A 19,291-nucleotide genomic window follows, 5' to 3' on the forward strand; every position below is an offset into this window, starting at 1 on the left:
GCGACCAACTCGCGCACAGGTGTGCAGTGTCAGTGGCGGGACAGCCACATCTCCTCCATGGTCGCCGTGTACGCCCGGGTGTGCCGCACCCGGAACACGGAGACGTCCAGGTGCGGTTGGCGCCGGGGGTCCCGGTCCTGCAGGGCCAGGGAGATCACCATCTCCCAGTTGGTGAGGTGGGGTTCGCCGTCCAGGCCCAGGTCCTCGCGGGTGTCCTCGTCGAGCAGGTCGACGTCCACCCCGAGCGCGCGGAGGACCGCGCGGGGATCCCCCTGGCTCTCCCACGGGTCCTCGAAGCCCGGGTATCCCGAGGCGTGCAGCAGCGTGCCGTCCGGCAGCAGGACGACGTCCTCGACGTGGTCCTCCCCGAGGTCCACGTGGGCCGATCCGACCACCAGTGACCCCGGGTACCGCCGGTGCAGCGCCCGCGCCTCCTCGCGTACCGCGCAGTCCGTCCCGTCGTCCGCGAGCGCCGGGTCCGACACGCAGGTCACCCCGCCCCAGCAGCCCACCGCGATCACGTCCAGACCCTCGCGGGTCCCGGGCTCGGGCACCTGGTCCGCCGGCATGACCCCGAGGTCTTCCACGATGCGCTCCACCGTGGGGAAGGACTCGGCGAACGCGCGGGCGCGCACCGGGTCGTGGGGCGGGAAGGAGCCGATCGAGTCCGGGAAGGGTGGGGTGAGGACGGTCAGCGTGCACTCGCCCGAGCCGGACACCCGGGTGTCCGCGGGGCGGGTCCAGAAGGTATCGGTCATGGCGGTCACGGTAACGGCTCGGTGCGGAGGAGGTGCCGGGGCCGGTGGTCCGGGGCCCGGCCCTCGACGCCGGCCTTCCACCGGGTCAGCCGGTGGCCACCGCCACGCTGTAGATCAGGTACCGGTGGTCGGACAGGTTCGTCTGGCCCTCCGGCGCCTTGGGCTCCACGATGCACCACCGGCCCGGCAGGCTGCCGAAGATGTAGTCGATCTTGACGCCGCTGTCGTGGGTCGCGCTGCCGGTACGGGTGCCGGGGTGGTTCTGCTGGTCGCACTCCGCGTATCCGGGGATGCCCGGTCCCGCGTACAGCTCGGCGGGCTTCCACACCTTGGCGCTCGCCGCGCCGAGGTCCGGCGGGGTGGCGTTGAAGTCGCCGCCGAACACGACCCGGGGCTGGTCCTCGACGATGTCCCTGAGCGCCATCTGGTAGTCGTCGCGGTAGTCCATCAGCCCGGGGAAGTCCCGGTCGGAGTCGTTGCGCGGGGAGTGCACGGCGCAGAGCCGCACCTCGAAGTAGGTGGCCGTCGCGCACTGGAGCGGCGGGATCAGCTCCGTGCTCGCCCGCATCGTGGGGTAGGCGACCGGATCCGACAGGCCCGCCTTGACCACGATGGCCGTGCCGACGTCGTCGTTCGGGTCCAGCGGTTCGCTGGTGCCCGGCTTGGTCTCGCAGGGGCTCACCGTCAGGGCGCCCTTCTGCGACCAGTGGTACGGCGTGAAGTTGGCGCTCCACGCGGGGCCGAGCTGGGTCAGCAGGGCGCTCAGCGTGCTCTGGCAGACCTCCTGCAGCAGCATGGCCTGGACGTAGTTCTCCTGGACCTTCTGCTTGAGCAGCGCGACCTTCTGCTCGGTCCGGCGTTCGGCGCAGCCGCCCCAGCGGACGACGTCGCACATGTTCCAGCTCAGCACCTGCAGGTTCGTGCCCGGCGGCGGGGCCGCCGCGACCGTGCCGCTCGGGCCCACCCCGATCAGCGCCAGTGCGACGGCGGCCGCCGTCCCCCAGAACTTCCAGAATCCGCGCACGTCTTCCCCGCTCCCGTTCCCCGTCGTGGTCTCCACAGCACCCCGGCGATCTTGCCGGTGACCGGTTGCACCTTACGAGGTGGAGCGGGCCGGGCGGGCGGCCCTCAGTCGATGTGGACGACCTGGAACGCCTCCGCCATCCGGCCCGCCGGCAGTCCGCCCGCCGTCGCGTGTTCGCCGAGCCAGTCGCGCAGCAGGCCCGCCAGGTCGTCGAAGTGGGCGGTCTGCGAGGTGTGGATGCGCAGGGCCTCGACCTTGCGGTCGAAGACCGAGGTGACGTCGACGTACTGGTTCGGCGTGGGGCCGGTCATCAGCCACAGTTCGTGGACGATCCAGGGCTCCAGGCCCTCGTCCCGCAGGAGTCCGGGGTGCGCGAAGGGGTTGCGGGCCTCGGGGTAGACGGCGCGCAGGCAGGCGTCGCCGACGGCCCGGTGGTCGGGGTGGAGGTCGGCGACGCGGGCCCAGTTGATCTCGGGGGACGGGATGATCGCGCGTTGCGGCCGGACCTCGCGGATGATCCGGCACAGGTCGCGGCGCAGCTCGACGGAGGCCTCGACGAAGCTGTCCGGATAGCCGAGGAAGCGCACGTCGGCGACGCCGCTGAGCTTGGCAGAGTGGACCTGTTCGGCGCGGCGCAGGTCCGCCATGGCCTGGCGGGGGAGCGCCTCGTCGTAACCGCCGGCGCCGCCGTCGGTGACGATGCAGTACGTGACGCGGGTGCCGCGCTCGATCCACTGCATGACGGTGCCGCTCACGCAGAACTCGATGTCGTCCGGGTGTGCCGCCACCACCAGCAGGGACTCGGGTGCCGAGCGGGCCGTCGGGTCGGGTGCGAAGTCCTCCATGGGGCCAGCCTGTTGGCGTGCCGGGGGCGTCGCAAGGCCAACTCGTGGCGGGAACCGGACATGGCGCTTACGCGCCATTCAAAAACTTGGTAGATTCAAATCATTGGGCCGACCTTGTTCCCGGTCCGGCTCGACAGTGACTGCTCACGAGATCCGGAGGCGACCGGCATGTGCAGGATCCTCGGCTCCTTCGCCGCGCGCGCGGACCGTCCCGACCCGGCCGAGCTCGCGGCCGTCTCGGCCCGGCAGCGGCACGGCGGCCCCGACGAGCACCAGGTGCTCAGCGGCCCCGGCTGGTCGCTCGGCTGCGACCGGCTCGCCGTCACCGACCCCTGCGGCGGGCGGCAGCCGTACCGGCTGACCCACCTGCCCGGGATCCTCGCCGTCCTCAACGGCGAGATCTACAACCACGCCGAGCTCCGGCGCCGGCTCGCCGCGCGCGGCCACCGCTTCCCCGACCGCTGCGACGGCACACTGCTGCCCGCGCTGTACGCCGAGTACGGGCCCGGCTTCGCCGAGCACCTCGACGGCATGTTCGCCGCCGCGGTCCTCGACCTGCGGCCCGGTAGCACCCAACTCGTCCTCGCCGTCGACGACATGGGGATGAAGCCGATCCACTTCCACCACGATCGGGCCGACGGGTCCACCCGCTTCGCCTCCGAGATTCCCGCCCTGCTCGCCTTCGAGGGAGTGCGGATCTCCCCGCGCGAGGACGCCCTCGACACCGTCCTCGCCACCCGCACCTCGTACTCCGCCCACACCGCCCTCGACGGCGTCGGCGTGCTCCCGCCCGGCGCCACCGCGCTCGTCCGCCCCGGCGCCGCGCCCGTCGTCCGCCGCCGGGCCCCGCACGACGCCCGTCCGCACGGCGACACGCAGGACGTGCTGCGGCACGAGGTGCGGCGGCTCGCCACCGCCGACGTGCCCGTCTGCGCCATCACCAGCGGCGGGCTCGACTCCGGGATCGTCACCGCGCTCGCCGCCGAGCACGCCCGGGAGACGGACGCGCCGCCGCTGCACACCTTCCACCTCACCTACCGGGGCAAGTGGCCCGGCTCCGAGGCCGCGTACGCCCGTTCCGTCGCCCGCAGGGCGCGGACCGTGCACCACGAGGTCGTCGTCGACCCCGACGAGATCCCCTCGCTGCTCACCCGGACCGTACGGCACCTCGGGCAGCCCAACGCCGACCCGATCGCCCTGTCCACGTACGCCCTCTTCCGGGCCGTCCGCGAGAACGGCTTCACCGTCGCCCTCACCGGCGACGGCGCGGACGAACTCTTCGGCGGCTACGACCGGATGCGCGCCGCCCTCGCCGCGCCGCCCGGCGTCGACTGGGCGGGCGCCTACGCCGACGCCCTCTCCGCCGCCCCCCGGCTGCTCCGCGAGCACCTCTACACGTCCTCGTACGCCGCCTTCGTCGCGGACCAGGGTTCGGCCGCCGACCGCATCGAGCAGGAGCTGCGCTCCGCCGAGGCGGCCGGTGCCGACCGGGCCACCGCTACCAGCGCCTTCGAGACCCGGTGGCGGCTGCCGGCGTACCACCTGCGGCGCGTCGACCACCTGTCCATGGCGTGGGCCGTCGAGGCCCGGCTGCCCTTCTGCCAGCCGTCCGTGGTCGCCCACGCGCGGGCCCTGCCGGTGACGGCCCGGCACGGCAAGCGGGCGCTGTACGAGGCGGGCGCCGAGCTGCTGCCCGCCCCCGTGCTCCACCGGCCCAAGCAGCCCTTCACCCTGCCGATCGCCGCGATGATCGCCCCCGGCGGGCCGCTCCTCGACACCGTCCGCGAACTGCTGTCCCCGGCCCGCCTGGTCCTGGGCGGCAAGATCCGCGCGGACCGGGTCGACAGGCTGCTCGCCCGCCACCTGGAACGCCCCAACCAGCACATAGCCCTGGCGCTGTGGGCCCTCGCCGTCCACGAGCTGTGGACGGAGGTCGTCCAGGGCATGCGGATCCCGGTGGGCTGTGCCGCCTGACCCGGGCACGGCCGACGCCACGGCCGCAGGGGCCGACGCCACCTCCGTACGGGCCGACGCCACCGCCGCAGGGGCCGACGCCGCCGCTGCAGGGGACGATGCCACCTCCGTACGGACGGCCGCCACGCTCCTACGGGCCGAGGCCACCGTCGTACGGGCCGAAGCCACGTTCCTACGGGCCGACGCCACCGTCGTACGGGCCGAGGACGCCCCCGGCCCGACGCTCGTCGTGCGGCTCGACCGGCTGCCGCCCGGCGCCCTCGCGTCGGCCGGCGAGCTGGCGTATCTGCGCCGGGTCCTCGCCCGGACCCCGTACCGGGACCTCAACAAGATCGCCCTGTACGGGCCTTCCCGGCGGCCCGGTGCCGCCGACCTCGACTACCGCTTCGTCCAGGCCCTGCCCGACGGCCGGTTCGACTTCCGCACCGGCTGCGGGCACTCCCTCCTCGCCTGTGTCGTCGCCGAGGGCCGGGCGGGGCCCGTCGCCGTACGCGCCCTGACGACCGGCGACACCGTCCTGTGCCGGCCCCGAGGCGGCGCGTACGACCTGGACTTCCTGCGCGCCCCCACCGCCCCCGGCACCCTGCCCACCGGCCGCCCCGTCGACGTCCTCGACGGCGTGCCCGTCTCGCTCGTGCGGTACGGGAATCCCTACGTCCTCGTCGACACCCGGCACCTGCCCGCCCACGGCGCCTCCGGCGCTCACGGCGTCCACGACGCCCCCGGTCTCGAAGCGCGCCTCCTGCGGCTCCGCGCGCACGCCGCCGTCCTCCTCGGGCACCCGCCGCACTCCCCGCTCCCCAAGATCGCCGCCTTCGCCCCCACCCCCGACGGGCTGTTCGTGCGCGCCCTCACCGTCGGCGGCTGGCATCCACGGCTCGCGCTCACCGGGGCCGCCGCGTTCGCTGTTGCTGGGGCGATCGACGGGACCGTGGTGCCGGGGCCGGTCGGCAGCATCCGTACGCCCGGCGGGGACGTCGTCGTGTCCACCGGACCCGGCCACGTGCGCGTTCACGCCAAGCGCGCCCACCTCGTCGACCGGCTCCGGCTGCCGTGGCGTGTCCACGCAACGGCGTGAACGCGCAGCCGTTCCACCGGGCTGACCGCCGCTTTCCTCTGCCACGCTGAACGACGACCGCCAACCCGGCTTCCCGGCACCCGAATAAGGGCCGTATCCGTGCGTTTCCGTGGGGAGAGCAGACACTCATGAAATTCGAGAACCTGCGTGTCGTCGTGACCGGGGCGTCCCGCTACTTCGGCCGCGCGCTCGCCGTCGGATTCGCGCATCTCGGCGCCGAGGTCTACGTGTCGGCCCGGACCGTCGAGACGGCCGAGCGGACCCGGGCCGAGGTGATGGGCTCGGCCCGGGACCGGATCCACGCCTTCGGCTGCGACCTGAGCCGGCCGGCCGAGATCCGGGAGTTCGCCGCCCGGGTCGGCGAGCGCACCGACCGGGTCGACCTGCTCGTCAACAACGGGGCCCGCTGGCTGGACGGCATGGACCTGGAGGCGGCCAGCGACGCGCAGATCGTCGAGACGATCGAGTCGACGGCCGGCGGCACGGTCCTCATGGTGAAGCACTTCCTGCCGCTGCTGCGCGGCTCGCTGCGCCCCGACATCGTCAACATGGTCGCGGTGCGCGACGCCGAGGGCGCCTCCGCGGCGACGGCGTCCGCCGCCCACGAGGCGTTCTGGACGGCGAAGAGCGCCCAGGCGGGATTCGCCGACATCCTCTCCCGCCGTCTGCGGCCCTCCGGGGTGCGGGTGTTCTCCCTGTATCCACCGGACTTCTCGACCTCCGACCCGCGGTTCGCGGAATGGGACGGCTCGAATCCCGACGGAATGGCCCCCGACGAGAAGCTCACCACCCAGGCGCTCTTCGAATGCATCGTCTACGCCGTCGAACAGCCCCGTGACTGCTTCATCCGCTCCTTCCACTTCGAACCTCGCTGACGCTCAGGAGGTCCCATGAGCACCCCCGTCTGGATCACCGCGACCCCTCCCGCCACCCATGGCGAACTGCACATCGGTCACCTCGCGGGACCGTACGTGGCCGCCGACGTGCTGACCCGCTACCTGCGCGCCGAGGGCGAACCCGTCCGGTTCACCACCGGCACCGCCGACCACGCCAGCTCCGTCGAGGTGCGGGCGCTGCGCCTGGGCCGCAAGCCGGAGGAGGTCGCCGAGGGCTACCGCGCGGCGATCACCGCGGACTGGCTGCGTTCGGGAGTCGAGTTCGACCACATCGTCAGACCGCGCAGGGACCGCGGGTACGGGCGCTGGGTGCAGGACCTCTTCAGCCGCCTCTACGCGCAGGGCGTGATCGCCCCCCGCACCCGTCTCCTGCCGTACTGCGAGCCGTGCGAGCGCTGGCTGTACGGGGCGCACGTCACCGGCACCTGCCCGCACTGCGGCGCACGGAGCGACGGCGGCATGTGCCACGAGTGCGCCCGCCCCAACGACGGTGGCGACCTCCTATCGCCGCGCTGCTCGCTGTGCGACACCCCCGCGCTCGCCAGGCGCTGCCGCCGGCTGTACGTGCCGCTGGAGCCGTTCCGCGACACGCTGGCCGAGTACTGGGCGGCGGCCGGTCTGCCGCCGCGGCTCGCCGCGCTGTGCGAGTCGCTCGTGGAGGACGGGCTGCCGGACATCGCCGTCGGCCATCCCGCCGACTGGGGCCTCCCGGTGCCGGTCGAGGGCTTCCCCGAGCACCGGATCGACGGCTGCTTCGAGGCCGCCGCGATGCACCTGTTCGGCTACGACACCAAGGGCCCGCTGCCCCGCCGCGCGATCCACTTCTGCGGCTTCGGGCACGCCTTCTGCCACGCGGTGCTGCTGCCGGTGCTGCTCCTCGCGCAGGACGTCAAGCTGCCGCAGGAGTTCAACGTCAACGAGTCGTACGTGGTGGAGGAGGGCGTCCGCGGGGGCAACGTGTGGGCGCTCGACCTGCTCACCGAGTACGGCTCCGACACCCTGCGCCGCCATGTCCTGCAGGTCCGGCCGACCGGCCGCCGGACGGTCTTCCAGCGGGAGCGGCTCGCCGCCGCCCGCCGGGAGCTCGACGAGAGCTGGAACAGCTGGCTCGGCCGGCTCTTCGCGGCCGTCCGCGAGGAGTGCGACGGGCTCGCGCCGCAGGCGCTGCCCGGCGGCACCGGCTGGGAGATCCTGGAGCGCCGGCTGCACCGGGGCGTGGACGATCTGCGCGAGGCGTACGGCCCCGACGCCTTCGACCCGCGCCGGGCGGTCGCCGTCCTGGACGAGATGGTCCGGTCGGTCGCCGACTTCGGCTACGTCAACGCCCACGAGCGCTGCCGCCCCACCACCTCCTGCCGCCATCTGCCCGCTCTGGCAGCCCAGTTGGCCGTGGCCTCCGCGCTGTCGGCCTGGTCGCGGCCGGCCATGCCGGAGGGGGCCGACCGGCTCGCGGCGGCACTCCAGGTGGAGCCCGGCCGGCCGGTCGACTGGTCCGCCCTGATCGCCCCGCTGCCGGGGACGCGGCTCGCGCCTCCCTCCGGCCCGGTGTTCGGATTCTGAGCCGCTCCCGCCCGAGCCGCTCACTTCTAAGCCGCTAAGAAGTCGCGTACTTCCTCATCTCATCCCCTGCCGCGTGACCGTGCGCGCGACGCGCAGGGACACGTGGCGCCCACCCCACAGGAGCCCCACGTGTCCCTGCGCGTCGCCATGCTCAGCGTCCACACCTCCCCGCTCCACCAGCCCGGAACCGGGGACGCCGGCGGGATGAACGTCTACATGGTCGAGCTGTCCCGCGCCCTGGCCGAACAGGGCGTGCAGGTCGACCTGTTCACCCGCTGCCGCGGCGAGGGCCTGCCCGGTCTCGTCGACCTGGAGCCCGGGGTCCGGGTCCGGCATCTGCACGCGGGCCCGCGCCGGGCGCTGCCCAAGGAGGCCATGCCGGATCTGGTCGTGCCCTTCTCGCTGGCGCTGCTCAAGGAGGACCGGCGCTACGACCTGGTGCACTCGCACTACTGGCTGTCCGGCCAGGCCGGGCGCATCGCCTCCTTCGGATGGGGCGTACCGCTGGTGCACACCGCGCACACCCTGGCCCTGGTGAAGAACGCCCACCTGGCCGAGGGGGACACCCCGGAGCCCGAGCTGCGGATCCGCGGCGAGCGCCAGGTGGTGGGGGACGCCGACCGGCTCATCGCCAACACCGCCGACGAGGCGGAGGCGCTGCGCTCGCTCTACGGGGCGGAGGCGGTGCGGACCGAGGTGGTGCGGCCCGGGGTGGATCTGCGGACCTTCGGCAAGGGGGACGGGCGGGCGGCGGCCCGGGCCCGGCTCGGGCTGCCGGCGGACGCCTTCGTGCCGCTGTACGCGGGGCGCATCCAGCCGCTGAAGGGACCGGACGTCCTGGTGCGGGCCGTCGCGGAGCTGCTGCGGATGGCACCGGACCTGCGCGGGCGGCTGCTCGTACCGGTGGTGGGCGGGCATTCGGGGGCGAGCCGCGAGGGTGTCGTCGGGCGGCTCGCGGCGGACCTGGGGGTCGCGGACGTGCTGCGGGCCTGCCCGCCGGTGCCGCAGGAGCGGCTCGCGGACTGGTACCGGGCGGCGGACGTGCTGGTGGTGCCCTCGCGCTCGGAGTCCTTCGGCCTGGTGGCCCTGGAGGCGCAGGCCTGCGGGACGCCCGTCCTCGCCTCCGCGGTGGGCGGGCTGCCGACGGCGGTGTGGGACGGGGTGTCGGGGCTGCTCGTGCCGGGCCACGACCCGGTGGAGTACGCGCGCCGGCTGCTCTGGCTGGCCCGGCACCCGCAGGCGCGGGTGTCCATGGGGGAGGCGGCGGTCCGGCACGCGCGGGGGATGAGTTGGCGCGCTTCCGCCGCGCGGACGGTCGACGTCTACGAGGGCGCGCTGGCGGCTCCGGAGCGGACGGCGCCGAGGGTGGGGCAAGGGCGGCGGCACGCCCCTGCCCCGGCGGCCCCTCTCTCCTGGAGGAACGAGAAGGCCGTAGCACGAGTCTAGCATCTCTTTTGGTCCGACCAAAGGTTAGATGCGCTCCGGATTCGCCAATTCCGTTGAAAGGGCGGCGCATTGACGCACTCACGCCATGGCGGGTCCACGCATCGACGATCCCTGGATTCACTTCGGAGGCGCCGACAGAATGGAGATGTCTTCAGGGAACGCCCGGCGGCACGGGCCCCGGAAGGCGGAATTCACATTCCTACTCCTGGAGGAATCATGTCCGCTGAGCAGAACTCCGGAATTCGCCGGACCGTCGGCCAGTTCGCGGTCGCACTCGTGGCCTGTATGGCCATCGCGGGCGGTGCCGCGGTGGTCGCCGCCCCCGACGCCGCTCCCACCGGGCAGCAGCAGCGGGCCGGCGCCAACGACGACTGGCCTTTCCCGGCCCCCACCACCGCGCCGCCCGTCAACTGACGCCGACGACGGCGCGCCCCGGCACAGGAATTCCCCGCGATCGGCCTGCCACGATCGCGGGGAATTCCTGTGTCCGCTAGTCGAGCCAGCCCAGGCGCACCGCGCGCACCCCCGCCTCGAATCGGCTCGACGCCCCCAATTCCTGCATGAGTTCGGAGATGATCCGGCTCACCGTGCGCAGCGAGACCCCGATGTTCCGGGCGATCTTCTCGTCCTTCATGCCGGCCGCGAGCATCTGCAGGGCGTTCCGCTGCTGCTCCGACAGGCCGTCCCCGCCCCGCTCGGGGGCGACGTCGTCACCGAACGGCGTGGCCGTGTGCCAGCAGTGCTCGTACAGGTTCAGGAACGAGCGGACCAGCAGCGGCCCGCCGGCCAGGATCGCGCCCTCGCCGGGCGCCTCCGGCCGCAGCGGCACCAGCGCGTACTGCTCGTCGACGATGACCATCGTCATCGGCAGCTCGGGTGCGACGCGGACCTCGACGCCCAGCTCGGCCCGGCGGTGCAGCACCTCCGCCGCCTCCGGCCGGGCGGCGTCCCAGCTGCGGTAGATGGCGCGCACCCGCACGCCCTGGGCGAGCTTGCGCCGGTCGCGCTCGAAGATCCGCTCGGGGGCCTGCCGCGCGGGCCCGGTCGGATACATCGAGCAGGAGGCCCGCTGAGTGACGTCGACGATGTCCTCCAGTGCCTGCTGGATGCGCCGGTAGTCGGTGATCGCCTCGACCGTGATCTCGGCGCGGGCCAGCGCACCGGGTCGCAGGACGGTCGCCGCCAGCGTCTCCAGGGTGCTGTACGCCTGGTCCGCCTCCGCCAGGTGCTCCCGCAGCCGCTCCCGCTCCCGGTCCAGGACGCGCAGCAGCGCGATCTCGGGGTCGACCGAGGCGACCGCGTCCGTGTCCGGCCGCCAACCGGTGCCCCGCAGGTCGCGCGGGGGCGCGTGGGTGCTGGTGGTGGGGACGATCAGGCCCAGTGCGATCAGTTCGTCCCGACATCGCTCGTACTCCTCGGGGGCGAGGCCTAACGAGGCCGCCACCTCGGAGTAGTTGGACACCCCGCGTCGGCGCAGTTCCTGGTAGAGGGGCAGGAGGCGGCCGTCCACCGGCCCCCTCGACCGGTCGTCCGCCCTGCCGTCCCCCATGACGCCACCCGTCGTGATCACGCGGGGTTCCCCTTCTCTTCGTGGTCCGGTCGTCGCAAGTCACCAGGTCGCGCCCCGGCTCCGGGCCCCCTCGCGCACGATCTCGGCGATCCGCCGGCGCACCACGTCCCCCGCCCGGCGGGACCACCGCCCCGGTGCGTCGCGCGTGCGTCCTCCACCGTCACGCTACGTCGTGTGCTCGAGGGGCTCGCCGTCGAGCAGACCGAGGCGGGCCGCCTTCACACCGGCCTCGAAGCGGCTGGCGGCGCCCAGCTCCTGCATCACCTCGGAGATCAGCCGGCTGACCGTGCGGAGCGAGACGCCCAGGTTCCGGGCCACCTGCTCGTCCTTGATCCCGGAGGCGAGCATCCGCAGCGCGGCGCGCTGCTGCTCGGACAGGCCGTCGCCGCCGTGCTCGGGCTTCTCCTCGTGTCCGTACGGGGTGGCCGCCTGCCAGCAGTACTCGTACAGCGCGCGGTAGGAGCGCACCAGGCCGGGGCCGCGGGCCAGGAGGGCGGCGGAGTCCGGGTCGCGGGAGTCGGTGGGGAGCAGTGCGAAGTTCTCGTCGGCGAGCACCATGTTCATGGGGACGACGGGCGACAGGCGCACCTCGACGCCGAGCGCGGTGCGGTCGGCGAGGTGCTGGACCATCTCCGGGACCTGGCCGACCCGGTGGCTGTACATGGCCTGGATCCGTACCCCGCGGGCGATCAGGTCGCGGTCGTGGGCGAGCTCCTGGGACGTCTCCTCGCGCCGGACCGACCCGGTCAGCATGGCGTGGAGGGAGTCGTGCACCGTGTGCGTCAGATCGGTGAGTTCGCGGCGGACCCTGGCCGGGTCGTCGACGATCTCGACCTCGATCTCGGAGCCCGGCTCCATGCCCGCCCGGAGGAAGGGGCCGGCCAGGGTCTCCAGGGTCGTGTGCGCGCGGCTGGTCTCGGCTAACCGGCGCTCCAGGCGGTCGCGTTCGTGCCGGAGCAGCCGTAACAGGGCGACGTCGGGGGCGACAACGGTGTCGGCGGGCTTCGTGGGGCCGGCGAGCGTCGGCTCGATGAGGCCCAGGTCGATCAACTCCGCGCGAAAGCGGTCGCGTTCGGTCTCGGTCAGTTCGAGTCGCCGCGCCACGGTGTCGAAGGGCTCGTGGGGCGTGCCGCGAAGTTCCTGGTAGAGGGCGAGGGCCTGCTCGCTTCCCGTACGCCCTCCGGCGGCGTTTTTGGACACGGCGCAGCAGACTCCCCTCGGATCGCGCGGATCCCGTTGAAACGCCCCGCTAGACCCTGCCACACATTCGAACAGGGTGCACGGTGTTCTCGTGTTTTCAGCGCGAAGGGGCTGCTTCCCGGCACTCGGGGCAAAGGCCCTTGAAGACCACCTCGGCGTCGCTGACCGCCCAGTCGGGCAGGCTGCCGCGAGGCGCCTGGGGCGCGGCAGCCGTCACGTTCTCCACCCGGCCGCACCGGACGCACAGCGCGTGCTGGTGCGGGGGGCCCGAGATCTCGAAGACGGCAGGCAGGCCGGGGCGGTCGAACTTGCTGACCAGGCCCGTCTCCTGGAAGTGCCGCAGCATCTCGTAGACGGCCTGGCTGGTGAGGGTGCCGAGCCGCTCGCGGGCGGTCGCGGTGATCGCCTCGACGTCGAGATGGCCGCCGGCGGCGAGCACCGTGAGCACCTCCAGGCGCGGACCGGTGACGCGCAGGCCGACGTCGCGCAGGCGCTGGATCACCGCCTCGCGTCCCGTCAGGTCTTCCGCGACTGCCATCTTCTCCGCCCGCCACCTGGTCGGCCCAAACTTTTGTGGGCATCGTACCTCTTGGCGGTCCTTGTCGTCAGTCGGCGGGGGCGTCAGTCGTCGGTGCGGCAGACGAGGAGCACGCTCTCCGTCCGCTCGTCGATCCGCTGCCGTCTGCGGCCCTCGATGTGCAGGCCCGCCGAGTGCAGCTCGGCCGCCAGGTGCTCGCCGTCCACGATCCACTTGTCGGTGGAGAGCACCACCCGTTCGGTGGAGAGCTTCCCGGTCCTGGCCGTGTAGTACGTGATCCGCTCGCTCATCGTGCGCAGGTCGAAGTCCTGCCGGGCCACCACCCATTCGTCGATCCCGTCGAACCTCGGCACCTGGAAGGCCCAGGTCCGCCGGGGCTCGGCGACCAGGCCGGGCAGCAGGTGCGAGGTGTAGTCGAGCGCGAGTGCTCCGCCCGCCCCCAGGTGCGAGGCGATCTCGCGCAGCAGCCGGGGCCGCGCCCGCGGCGGTACGGCGGAGACCATCGCGCCGGCCAGCAGGGCCAGCCGGTAGTCGCCGTCGAGCCGCAGCTCGGTGAGGTCGGCCCGGGTGGTCACGACCAGCCCGGCGACCTGCGGACCGATGCGCCGGGCCCAGTTCTCGAGGCGCTCCAGGGCGGGGCCGTCCCGGTCCACGGCCTCCACGGCGAAGCCGTGCCGGGCGAAGGGGACGGCGAGCCGTCCGGCGCCGGAGCCGAGATCGAGGACGGGGCCGCCGGTGGACCGGGCGAGACCGAGGTACCGGACGATGTCGGCGCTGTGCGGGCCGAGGAGCGCGTCGTGCAGCCAGACCGAGTCCTCGTCGCCGGGGGCGACCGTCTCCAGGCCGGGCAGGGCGTCGGGGGCGAGCCGGATCCCGGCGCCGGGCGCGGGCTGTTCGAGGGGGCCGTGCGGGCCGGGCCGGGAGTGCCGGTGGCCGGGACCCTCGTACCGGGACGGCAGGACCGGGGCGAGCGTCGCGGGCACGACGGGCAGGGAAGTGCCGCTCGGTGTGTGCATCGCTCCTCCAGGGCTCGCTCGGTCCGTGCCGTCCGGGCGAGGCACCCGTGCCGCCGGGTCCGCGCCGCTGTGCTCCATCCTGACCTGGGGCGGAGTGCGGGTTCCAGTGGATCCCGGGGCGTGAACACGCGATGGCGTGTCTCTGCCACGCCCGGCCGTGCGAGGAGCGGAGCTGCGGGCGGAGGAGGCCGTCAGAGCGGCCGGTTGAGGCGCGTGCTGCCGATCGGGGTGAAGCCCTGGTGCGCGTAGAAGGGGAGCGAGGGGTCCTGCTCGGTGGGCAGGGTGACCCGCTGCTCGGTCGCGCCGAAGGCGCGCATCCGCTCGCCGGCCGCGGTGAGCAGCGCCGTGCCGACTCCGCCGCGGCGCGCGTCGGGCGTCACGGCGAGCGCGTACAGCTCGCCCTCGCCGGGTACGGGCACGCCGCCGGCGGCCGCCCCGATCAGGGTGCCGTCCGGTCCGGTCGCCACCAGCCAGCCGAGCCAGCCGGGTGCTCCGCCGGGAATTTCAATTTCCGCGCGGATACGGGGAAGTGCGCATTGCGCGGAGATCAGTCGGCGGGTCGGGATTTCGCCGAGTATTTCCGTGTAGCTGCCCCGAATGGACTCCGCAAGCAGCCTGGATATCGTCGTCGCGTCGGCGGCCTCGGCCGCCCGCACGTCGGCCAGCTGCATTGGTCCGTACCCTTCCACGTGCCGAGCTGAACACCAACGTACCCACAATAGCCGGGAATTCGGGCGGGTGTGACCGATGTGAAATCTACGAATTCCCTTAGTATTAATTAGGGAAGGAGCAGCAGGCGATGATCAGCGGAGCCGCCGAGAGGCCCGCCGCCGCGATCGTGAACAGCCCGCGCAGCACCGGGTGTCCGGCGGCCTGCGGGGTGAGGATACGGCGCATGCGCAGGGCGGCCGAGGGGCCGCCCGCCGCGAAGGCCTCCCGCGGCGCCTGGCCCGAGGCGAGCGCGTAGAGCGCGGTGGCCAGCGCGTCGCGCGAACAGCGGCGCAACGCCCGGTCGTCCGCGGTCATTTCGACCAGCAGCGGCACCGCCGTACCGCCGTGCCGGGCCAGTGGCAGGTGCGGGAAGACGCCCGAGAAGGAGTCGGCGGCCGCGACGAGCAGGTGGTGCCGGCCGGAGATGTGGGCCCGTTCGTGCGCGAGGGCGGCGGCGAGCTGTGGGGGAGTGAGGGTGTTCAGGGCCCCGGAGGAGACCACCACCCGGCGCGAGCGGCCGGGCAGGCAGTAGACGGCGGGCCGGTCGTGCTCCAGGACGGTGGCGCCGATGGCCGGGTCGTACCGGCCGACGAGCCGCAGGGTCTCGTCGTGCAGCCGCCGCTCCCGGCGGGCCCGCAGGAGGGTGCGGCCGAAGCCGGCGAGCGGCGCGGCGAGCACGACGAGGGCGACCGCGACGGCCACGTACTCGCGGCCCGTGAGGTGCGACAGGCGCTCGGGGTGGGGGAGCTGGAGCGCGAAGAGGGCGTCGCTGAGGCGGTGTCCGGTGCGGCTGGGCAGGATCAGCTGGGCCGGGAGCAGTGCGGCCGAGCCGGTGAAGAGCGTGCCGCTCGCCGCCCACACGGTGAGCGCGAGCCGGGGCACCTGCTGGGCCCAGCGGGCCCGGACGAGCAGCCAGGGCACCAGGAATCCGGTGCACAGGACGAGTCCGAGCGGCGGCAGGACGTGGTGGTTCACCGGTCCTCGCCGCCCTGGGCGCGCCGGGCGGTGCGCAGGGCCGCGTCGAGCGCGGCCATGTCCTCGTCGGAGATGGTCTCCACGAAGCGCAGCAGTGCCGCGGGCCGGTCCTGGCTGTCGCCGAGCGCGTCCTGCATGAGGCCCGCGGTGTACTCCTCGCGGCTGCGGACCGGTTCGTACAGCCAGGCCCGGCCTGATTTCTCGCGGCGCAGCCAGCCCTTGCGGTGGAGTATGTCGGCGACCGTCATCACCGTGGTGTAGGCGACGCGGCGTCCCAGATTGATGTCGTCGACGATCTCGCGGACCGTCGCGGGCCGCTGCCAGGCCCACAGCCGGTCCATGATCTCGGCCTCCAGCTCTCCCAGCCGGCGCACGTGCATCCCCTCCCCGCTCACGGGCGGCTCATCGTACGGGCCGCTCCACCCGGCCAGGTATACCCCCCAGGGGTACGATCTGAGGGGTGACGACCCTCCTGCCGACCCTCATGTCGAGCCTCACGAAGAACCGCCCCTGCGCGAAGGCCTGCGTCCCCGGGCCGCCCGGTTCGGTGGAGCTCGTGCTGCTCCGTCAGGTGCTCGGCCTGTGTCTTCGGCTGAGCGTCGGGCTGACCGCGGACTGCCTTTCGCGCAAGGGCGGTTGAGCGCCTGTTCATTTGTGGGAGTTCGTCAGGTCCGGATCAGCCGGGCGATCGCCTTCGACGCCTCGCCGACCTTGACCTTCGCCTGGTCCCCGCCGGCCTCGATGGCCTCCGTGACGCAGCAGCTGAGGTGCTCGTCCAGGAGAGCCACCGCGCAGGACTGGAGCGCCGCGTTGATGGCGGAGACCTGGGTGAGGACGTCGATGCAGTAGACGTCCTCGTCGACCATCCGCTGCACCCCCCGGACCTGACCCTCGATGCGCCGGAGGCGTCTGATGATGTCTTCCTTGTGCTGTACGTAACCGGCCACGGCGGCCTCCTTGTCGGACAGTTACAGCAGGCGGTGGCGTGCGGTCACTTGGTGGGGCCGTCGGCGGCCTGGAAGCCGCGCAGGCGCAGGCTGTTGCCGACCACGAAGACCGAGGAGAAGGCCATCGCGGCGCCGGCGATCATCGGGTTGAGCAGTCCGGCCGCGGCGAGGGGCAGGGCGGCCACGTTGTAGGCGAAGGCCCAGAAGAGGTTCGAGCGGATGGTGCCGAGCGTCTTGCGGGAGAGCCGGATGGCGTCCGCCGCGGCCCGCAGGTCGCCCCGGACCAGGGTCAGGTCGCCGGCCTCGATGGCGGCGTCCGTTCCGGTGCCCATCGCGAGCCCCAGGTCGGCCTGGGCGAGCGCGGCGGCGTCGTTGACCCCGTCGCCGACCATGGCGACCGAACGGCCCTCGCCCTGGAGGCGCTTGACGACGTCGACCTTGTCCTGCGGCATGACCTCGGCGATCACCTCGTCGATGCCGACCTCGGCGGCGACGGCCTCGGCGACCGCCTTGTTGTCCCCGGTGAGCAGGATCGGGGTGAGGCCCAGGGCGCGCAGCCGCCCGACGGCCTCGGCGCTGGTCTCCTTGACGGCGTCGGCGACCTCCAGGACCGCGCGGGCCTCCCCGTCCCAGGCGACCGCGATGGCGGTCCGGCCGGCCTGCTCGGCCGTGTCCTTGGCGGCCTTGAGTTCGGCGGGCAGGGCCATCGCCCACTCGTCGAGCAGCTTCTCGCGGCCGACGAGGACGGCGTGGCCCTCGATGACGCCCTGGACGCCGAGACCGGGGATGTTGGCGAAGTCCTCCGGGGTGGGCAGGGTGCCGACGCGGGCGGTGGCACCGGTGGCGACGGCCTGGGCGATCGGGTGCTCGGAGGAGTGCTCCAGGGCGCCGGCCAGGCGCAGCACGTCGTTCTCGGCGGTGCCGGCGGCGGTGTGGACCTTCAGGAGGGTCATCCGGCCGGTGGTGACGGTGCCGGTCTTGTCCAGGACGATGGTGTCGACCTTGCGGGTGGTCTCCAGGACCTCGGGGCCCTTGATCAGGATGCCGAGCTGGGCGCCGCGGCCGGTGCCCACCATGAGGGCGGTCGGGGTGGCCAGGCCGAGGGCGCAGGGGCAGGCGATGATCAGGACGGCGACCGCTGCGGTGAAGGCGGAGGTCAGGCCCTGGCCCGTACCGAGCCAGAAGCCGAGGGTGCCGAGCGAGAGCGCGATGACGATCGGCACGAAGACGGCGGAGATCTTGTCGGCGAGGCGCTGGGCGGCGGCCTTGCCGTTCTGGGCGTCCTCGACGAGCTTGGCCATCCGGGCCAGTTGGGTGTCGGCGCCGACGCGGGTGGCCTCGACGACCAGGCGGCCGCCGGCGTTCAGGGTGGCGCCGGTGACGGAGTCGCCGGCGGAGACCTCGACCGGCACGGACTCGCCGGTGAGCATGGAGGCGTCGACGGCGGAGGAGCCCTCGACGACGGTGCCGTCGGTGGCGATCTTCTCGCCCGGGCGGACCAGGAAGCGGTCCCCGACCTGGAGTTCGGCGGTCGGCACGGTGACTTCCTGACCGTTCCTGAGGACGGTCACCTCCTTCGCGCCCAGCTGCATCAGCGCCTTGAGGGCGGCGCCCGCCTTGCGCTTCGAACGGGCCTCGAAGTAGCGGCCGGCCAGGATGAAGGCGGTGACGCCGGCCGCGGCCTCCAGGTAGATGTTCCCGGCGCCGTCGGTGCGGGCGATGGTGAACTCGAAGGGGTGCGTCATGCCGGGCGTGCCGGCGGTGCCGAAGAACAGCGCCCACAGCGACCACAGGAACGCGGCGATGGTGCCGACCGAGATCAGCGTGTCCATGGTGGCCGCGCCGTGCCTGGCGTTGGTCCAGGCGGCCCGGTGGAACGGCCAGGCGGCGTACGTGACGACCGGCGCGGCGAGCGTGAGGCTCAGCCACTGCCAGTACTCGATCTGGAGCGCCGGGACCATCGCCATGGCGATGACGGGCACGGCGAGCGCGACGGCGGTGATCAGCCGCTGCTTGAGCGGCCGCAGCTCCTCGTCGGCCCGGTCCTCCTCGGAGGGGCCCTCGGCGCCCGGGGTCCCGCTCTTCGGCGGCGTGGGCTCCTGGGCGGTGTAGCCGGTGGCTTCGACGGTGGCGATGAGGTCGGTGACGGGGATGTCGGCGGAGAAGGTGACCTTCGCCTTCTCGGTGGCGTAGTTGACGGTGGCCTCGACCCCGTCCATCCGGTTGAGCTTCTTCTCGATACGGGCCGCGCACGAGGCGCAGGTCATGCCGCCGATGGCGAGCTCGACCTGGGCGGTGCCGGGGGTCGTCGTGGTCATGAGGTCTGCTCCTCGTTCGTACGGGTCGGGGGCCGGGGCCCGGGCGTGGTGGGCGAGCCCCGGCGGCCGGTCGGCGGTGGTGCGCCGGTCAGGCGCGGCCGGTCAGCTCGTAGCCCGCGTCGTCGACCGCCGCGGTGATCGCGGCGTCGTCCGGCTCGCCGCCGGTGGTGACGGTCACCAGGCCGGCGGCCACGTCGACGTCCACGGAGATGACGCCGTCGAGCGCGCTCACGGAGTTGGTGACGGCGGTCTTGCAGTGGCCGCAGGTCATGCCGCTGACGGCGTAGACGGTGCTGGTGCTGTCGGCGACGGCGGTGGCCGTCGAGATCTCGACGGTGCCGGTCGAGCAGCTGTTGTCGGGGGTGCAGCAGGAACCCATGGTCTTCTCCCTCGTATCGGATACCCTCGGGGGGTATCTGCGTGAGTCCATGTATA

At 73.2% G+C, this 19,291-nt stretch carries 20 protein-coding genes; 7 read left to right on the forward strand and 13 right to left on the reverse strand.

The features are described 5' to 3' along the window. Positions 1-29: 29 nt before the first annotated feature. The 3 genes from AB0M16_RS00085 to AB0M16_RS00095 form a co-directional block, all read right to left on the reverse strand. Positions 30-758 (reverse strand): DUF6333 family protein, encoded by a 729-nt coding sequence (locus AB0M16_RS00085; protein WP_365337019.1) that lies wholly within the window; start codon positions 756-758, stop codon positions 30-32. An 85-nt stretch (positions 759-843) separates the two neighbouring features. Further along, on the reverse strand, positions 844-1,782 hold the full coding sequence (locus AB0M16_RS00090) for an endonuclease/exonuclease/phosphatase family protein (protein WP_365337021.1): 939 nt from the start codon (positions 1,780-1,782) through the stop codon (positions 844-846). A 104-nt stretch (positions 1,783-1,886) separates the two neighbouring features. Next, positions 1,887-2,627, reverse strand: coding sequence for a PIG-L deacetylase family protein (locus AB0M16_RS00095; RefSeq protein ID WP_365337023.1), 741 nt, complete (start codon positions 2,625-2,627; stop codon positions 1,887-1,889). Positions 2,628-2,795: 168 nt separating this feature from the next. On the opposite strand from AB0M16_RS00095, the gene asnB reads away from it, so the two are divergent. From asnB to AB0M16_RS00125, 6 genes are all read left to right on the forward strand, one after another. Continuing rightward, positions 2,796-4,601, forward strand: coding sequence for an asparagine synthase (glutamine-hydrolyzing) (gene asnB / locus AB0M16_RS00100; RefSeq protein WP_365337025.1), 1,806 nt, complete (start codon positions 2,796-2,798; stop codon positions 4,599-4,601). After that, on the forward strand, positions 4,591-5,679 hold the full coding sequence (locus AB0M16_RS00105) for a PrpF domain-containing protein (protein ID WP_365337027.1): 1,089 nt from the start codon (positions 4,591-4,593) through the stop codon (positions 5,677-5,679). Before asnB ends, AB0M16_RS00105 begins: the two co-directional genes overlap by 11 nt. 128 nt (positions 5,680-5,807) lie before the next feature. Beyond that, positions 5,808-6,554, forward strand: a complete 747-nt coding sequence (locus tag AB0M16_RS00110) for an SDR family oxidoreductase (protein WP_365337029.1) — start codon at positions 5,808-5,810, stop codon at positions 6,552-6,554. A gap of 15 nt (positions 6,555-6,569) precedes the next feature. Then, entirely contained in the window at positions 6,570-8,135 is a 1,566-nt protein-coding gene (locus tag AB0M16_RS00115) for a class I tRNA ligase family protein (protein ID WP_365337031.1), read from the forward strand. Between the two features lie 147 nt (positions 8,136-8,282). Beyond that, positions 8,283-9,581, forward strand: a complete 1,299-nt coding sequence (mshA, locus tag AB0M16_RS00120; RefSeq protein WP_365337911.1) for a D-inositol-3-phosphate glycosyltransferase — start codon at positions 8,283-8,285, stop codon at positions 9,579-9,581. 216 nt (positions 9,582-9,797) lie between these two features. Continuing rightward, positions 9,798-9,995 carry a hypothetical protein gene (locus AB0M16_RS00125; protein WP_365337033.1) on the forward strand — a complete coding sequence of 66 codons (198 nt, stop codon included), beginning with the start codon at positions 9,798-9,800 and terminating at the stop codon, positions 9,993-9,995. 76 nt (positions 9,996-10,071) lie between these two features. Here AB0M16_RS00125 and AB0M16_RS00130 read toward each other — a convergent pair whose 3' ends face one another. From AB0M16_RS00130 to AB0M16_RS00160, 7 genes are all read right to left on the reverse strand, one after another. Then, complete coding sequence (locus tag AB0M16_RS00130) at positions 10,072-11,151, reverse strand: helix-turn-helix transcriptional regulator (protein WP_365337035.1); 1,080 nt, start codon at positions 11,149-11,151, stop codon at positions 10,072-10,074. A 165-nt stretch (positions 11,152-11,316) separates the two neighbouring features. Then, entirely contained in the window at positions 11,317-12,351 is a 1,035-nt protein-coding gene (locus AB0M16_RS00135; RefSeq protein ID WP_365337037.1) for a helix-turn-helix domain-containing protein, read from the reverse strand. Positions 12,352-12,448: 97 nt separating this feature from the next. Further along, positions 12,449-12,889: a transcriptional repressor gene (locus AB0M16_RS00140; protein WP_365337039.1), complete on the reverse strand. Its 441-nt coding sequence runs from the start codon at positions 12,887-12,889 to the stop codon at positions 12,449-12,451. A gap of 83 nt (positions 12,890-12,972) precedes the next feature. After that, positions 12,973-13,905, reverse strand: coding sequence for a class I SAM-dependent methyltransferase (locus tag AB0M16_RS00145; protein WP_365337041.1), 933 nt, complete (start codon positions 13,903-13,905; stop codon positions 12,973-12,975). 191 nt (positions 13,906-14,096) lie between these two features. Next, positions 14,097-14,576: a GNAT family N-acetyltransferase gene (locus AB0M16_RS00150; RefSeq protein WP_365337043.1), complete on the reverse strand. Its 480-nt coding sequence runs from the start codon at positions 14,574-14,576 to the stop codon at positions 14,097-14,099. A gap of 103 nt (positions 14,577-14,679) precedes the next feature. Continuing rightward, positions 14,680-15,591 (reverse strand): M56 family metallopeptidase, encoded by a 912-nt coding sequence (locus tag AB0M16_RS00155; protein ID WP_365337045.1) that lies wholly within the window; start codon positions 15,589-15,591, stop codon positions 14,680-14,682. Next, positions 15,588-15,965, reverse strand: a complete 378-nt coding sequence (locus AB0M16_RS00160) for a BlaI/MecI/CopY family transcriptional regulator (RefSeq protein ID WP_365337913.1) — start codon at positions 15,963-15,965, stop codon at positions 15,588-15,590. Before AB0M16_RS00160 ends, AB0M16_RS00155 begins: the two co-directional genes overlap by 4 nt. 86 nt (positions 15,966-16,051) lie before the next feature. On the opposite strand from AB0M16_RS00160, the gene AB0M16_RS00165 reads away from it, so the two are divergent. Continuing rightward, positions 16,052-16,231, forward strand: a complete 180-nt coding sequence (locus tag AB0M16_RS00165) for a hypothetical protein (RefSeq protein ID WP_365337047.1) — start codon at positions 16,052-16,054, stop codon at positions 16,229-16,231. Positions 16,232-16,256: 25 nt separating this feature from the next. Here AB0M16_RS00165 and AB0M16_RS00170 read toward each other — a convergent pair whose 3' ends face one another. From AB0M16_RS00170 to AB0M16_RS00180, 3 genes are all read right to left on the reverse strand, one after another. After that, complete coding sequence (locus tag AB0M16_RS00170; protein ID WP_128981368.1) at positions 16,257-16,538, reverse strand: metal-sensitive transcriptional regulator; 282 nt, start codon at positions 16,536-16,538, stop codon at positions 16,257-16,259. A gap of 44 nt (positions 16,539-16,582) precedes the next feature. Next, positions 16,583-18,856, reverse strand: coding sequence for a heavy metal translocating P-type ATPase (locus AB0M16_RS00175; RefSeq protein WP_365337049.1), 2,274 nt, complete (start codon positions 18,854-18,856; stop codon positions 16,583-16,585). A gap of 88 nt (positions 18,857-18,944) precedes the next feature. Beyond that, entirely contained in the window at positions 18,945-19,235 is a 291-nt protein-coding gene (locus AB0M16_RS00180; RefSeq protein ID WP_365337051.1) for a heavy-metal-associated domain-containing protein, read from the reverse strand. Between the last annotated feature and the right edge of the window lie 56 nt (positions 19,236-19,291).

The organism is Streptomyces sp. NPDC051921 (assembly GCF_040680975.1).
In the GTDB taxonomy this organism is placed as follows: Bacteria; Actinomycetota; Actinomycetes; order Streptomycetales; family Streptomycetaceae; genus Streptomyces.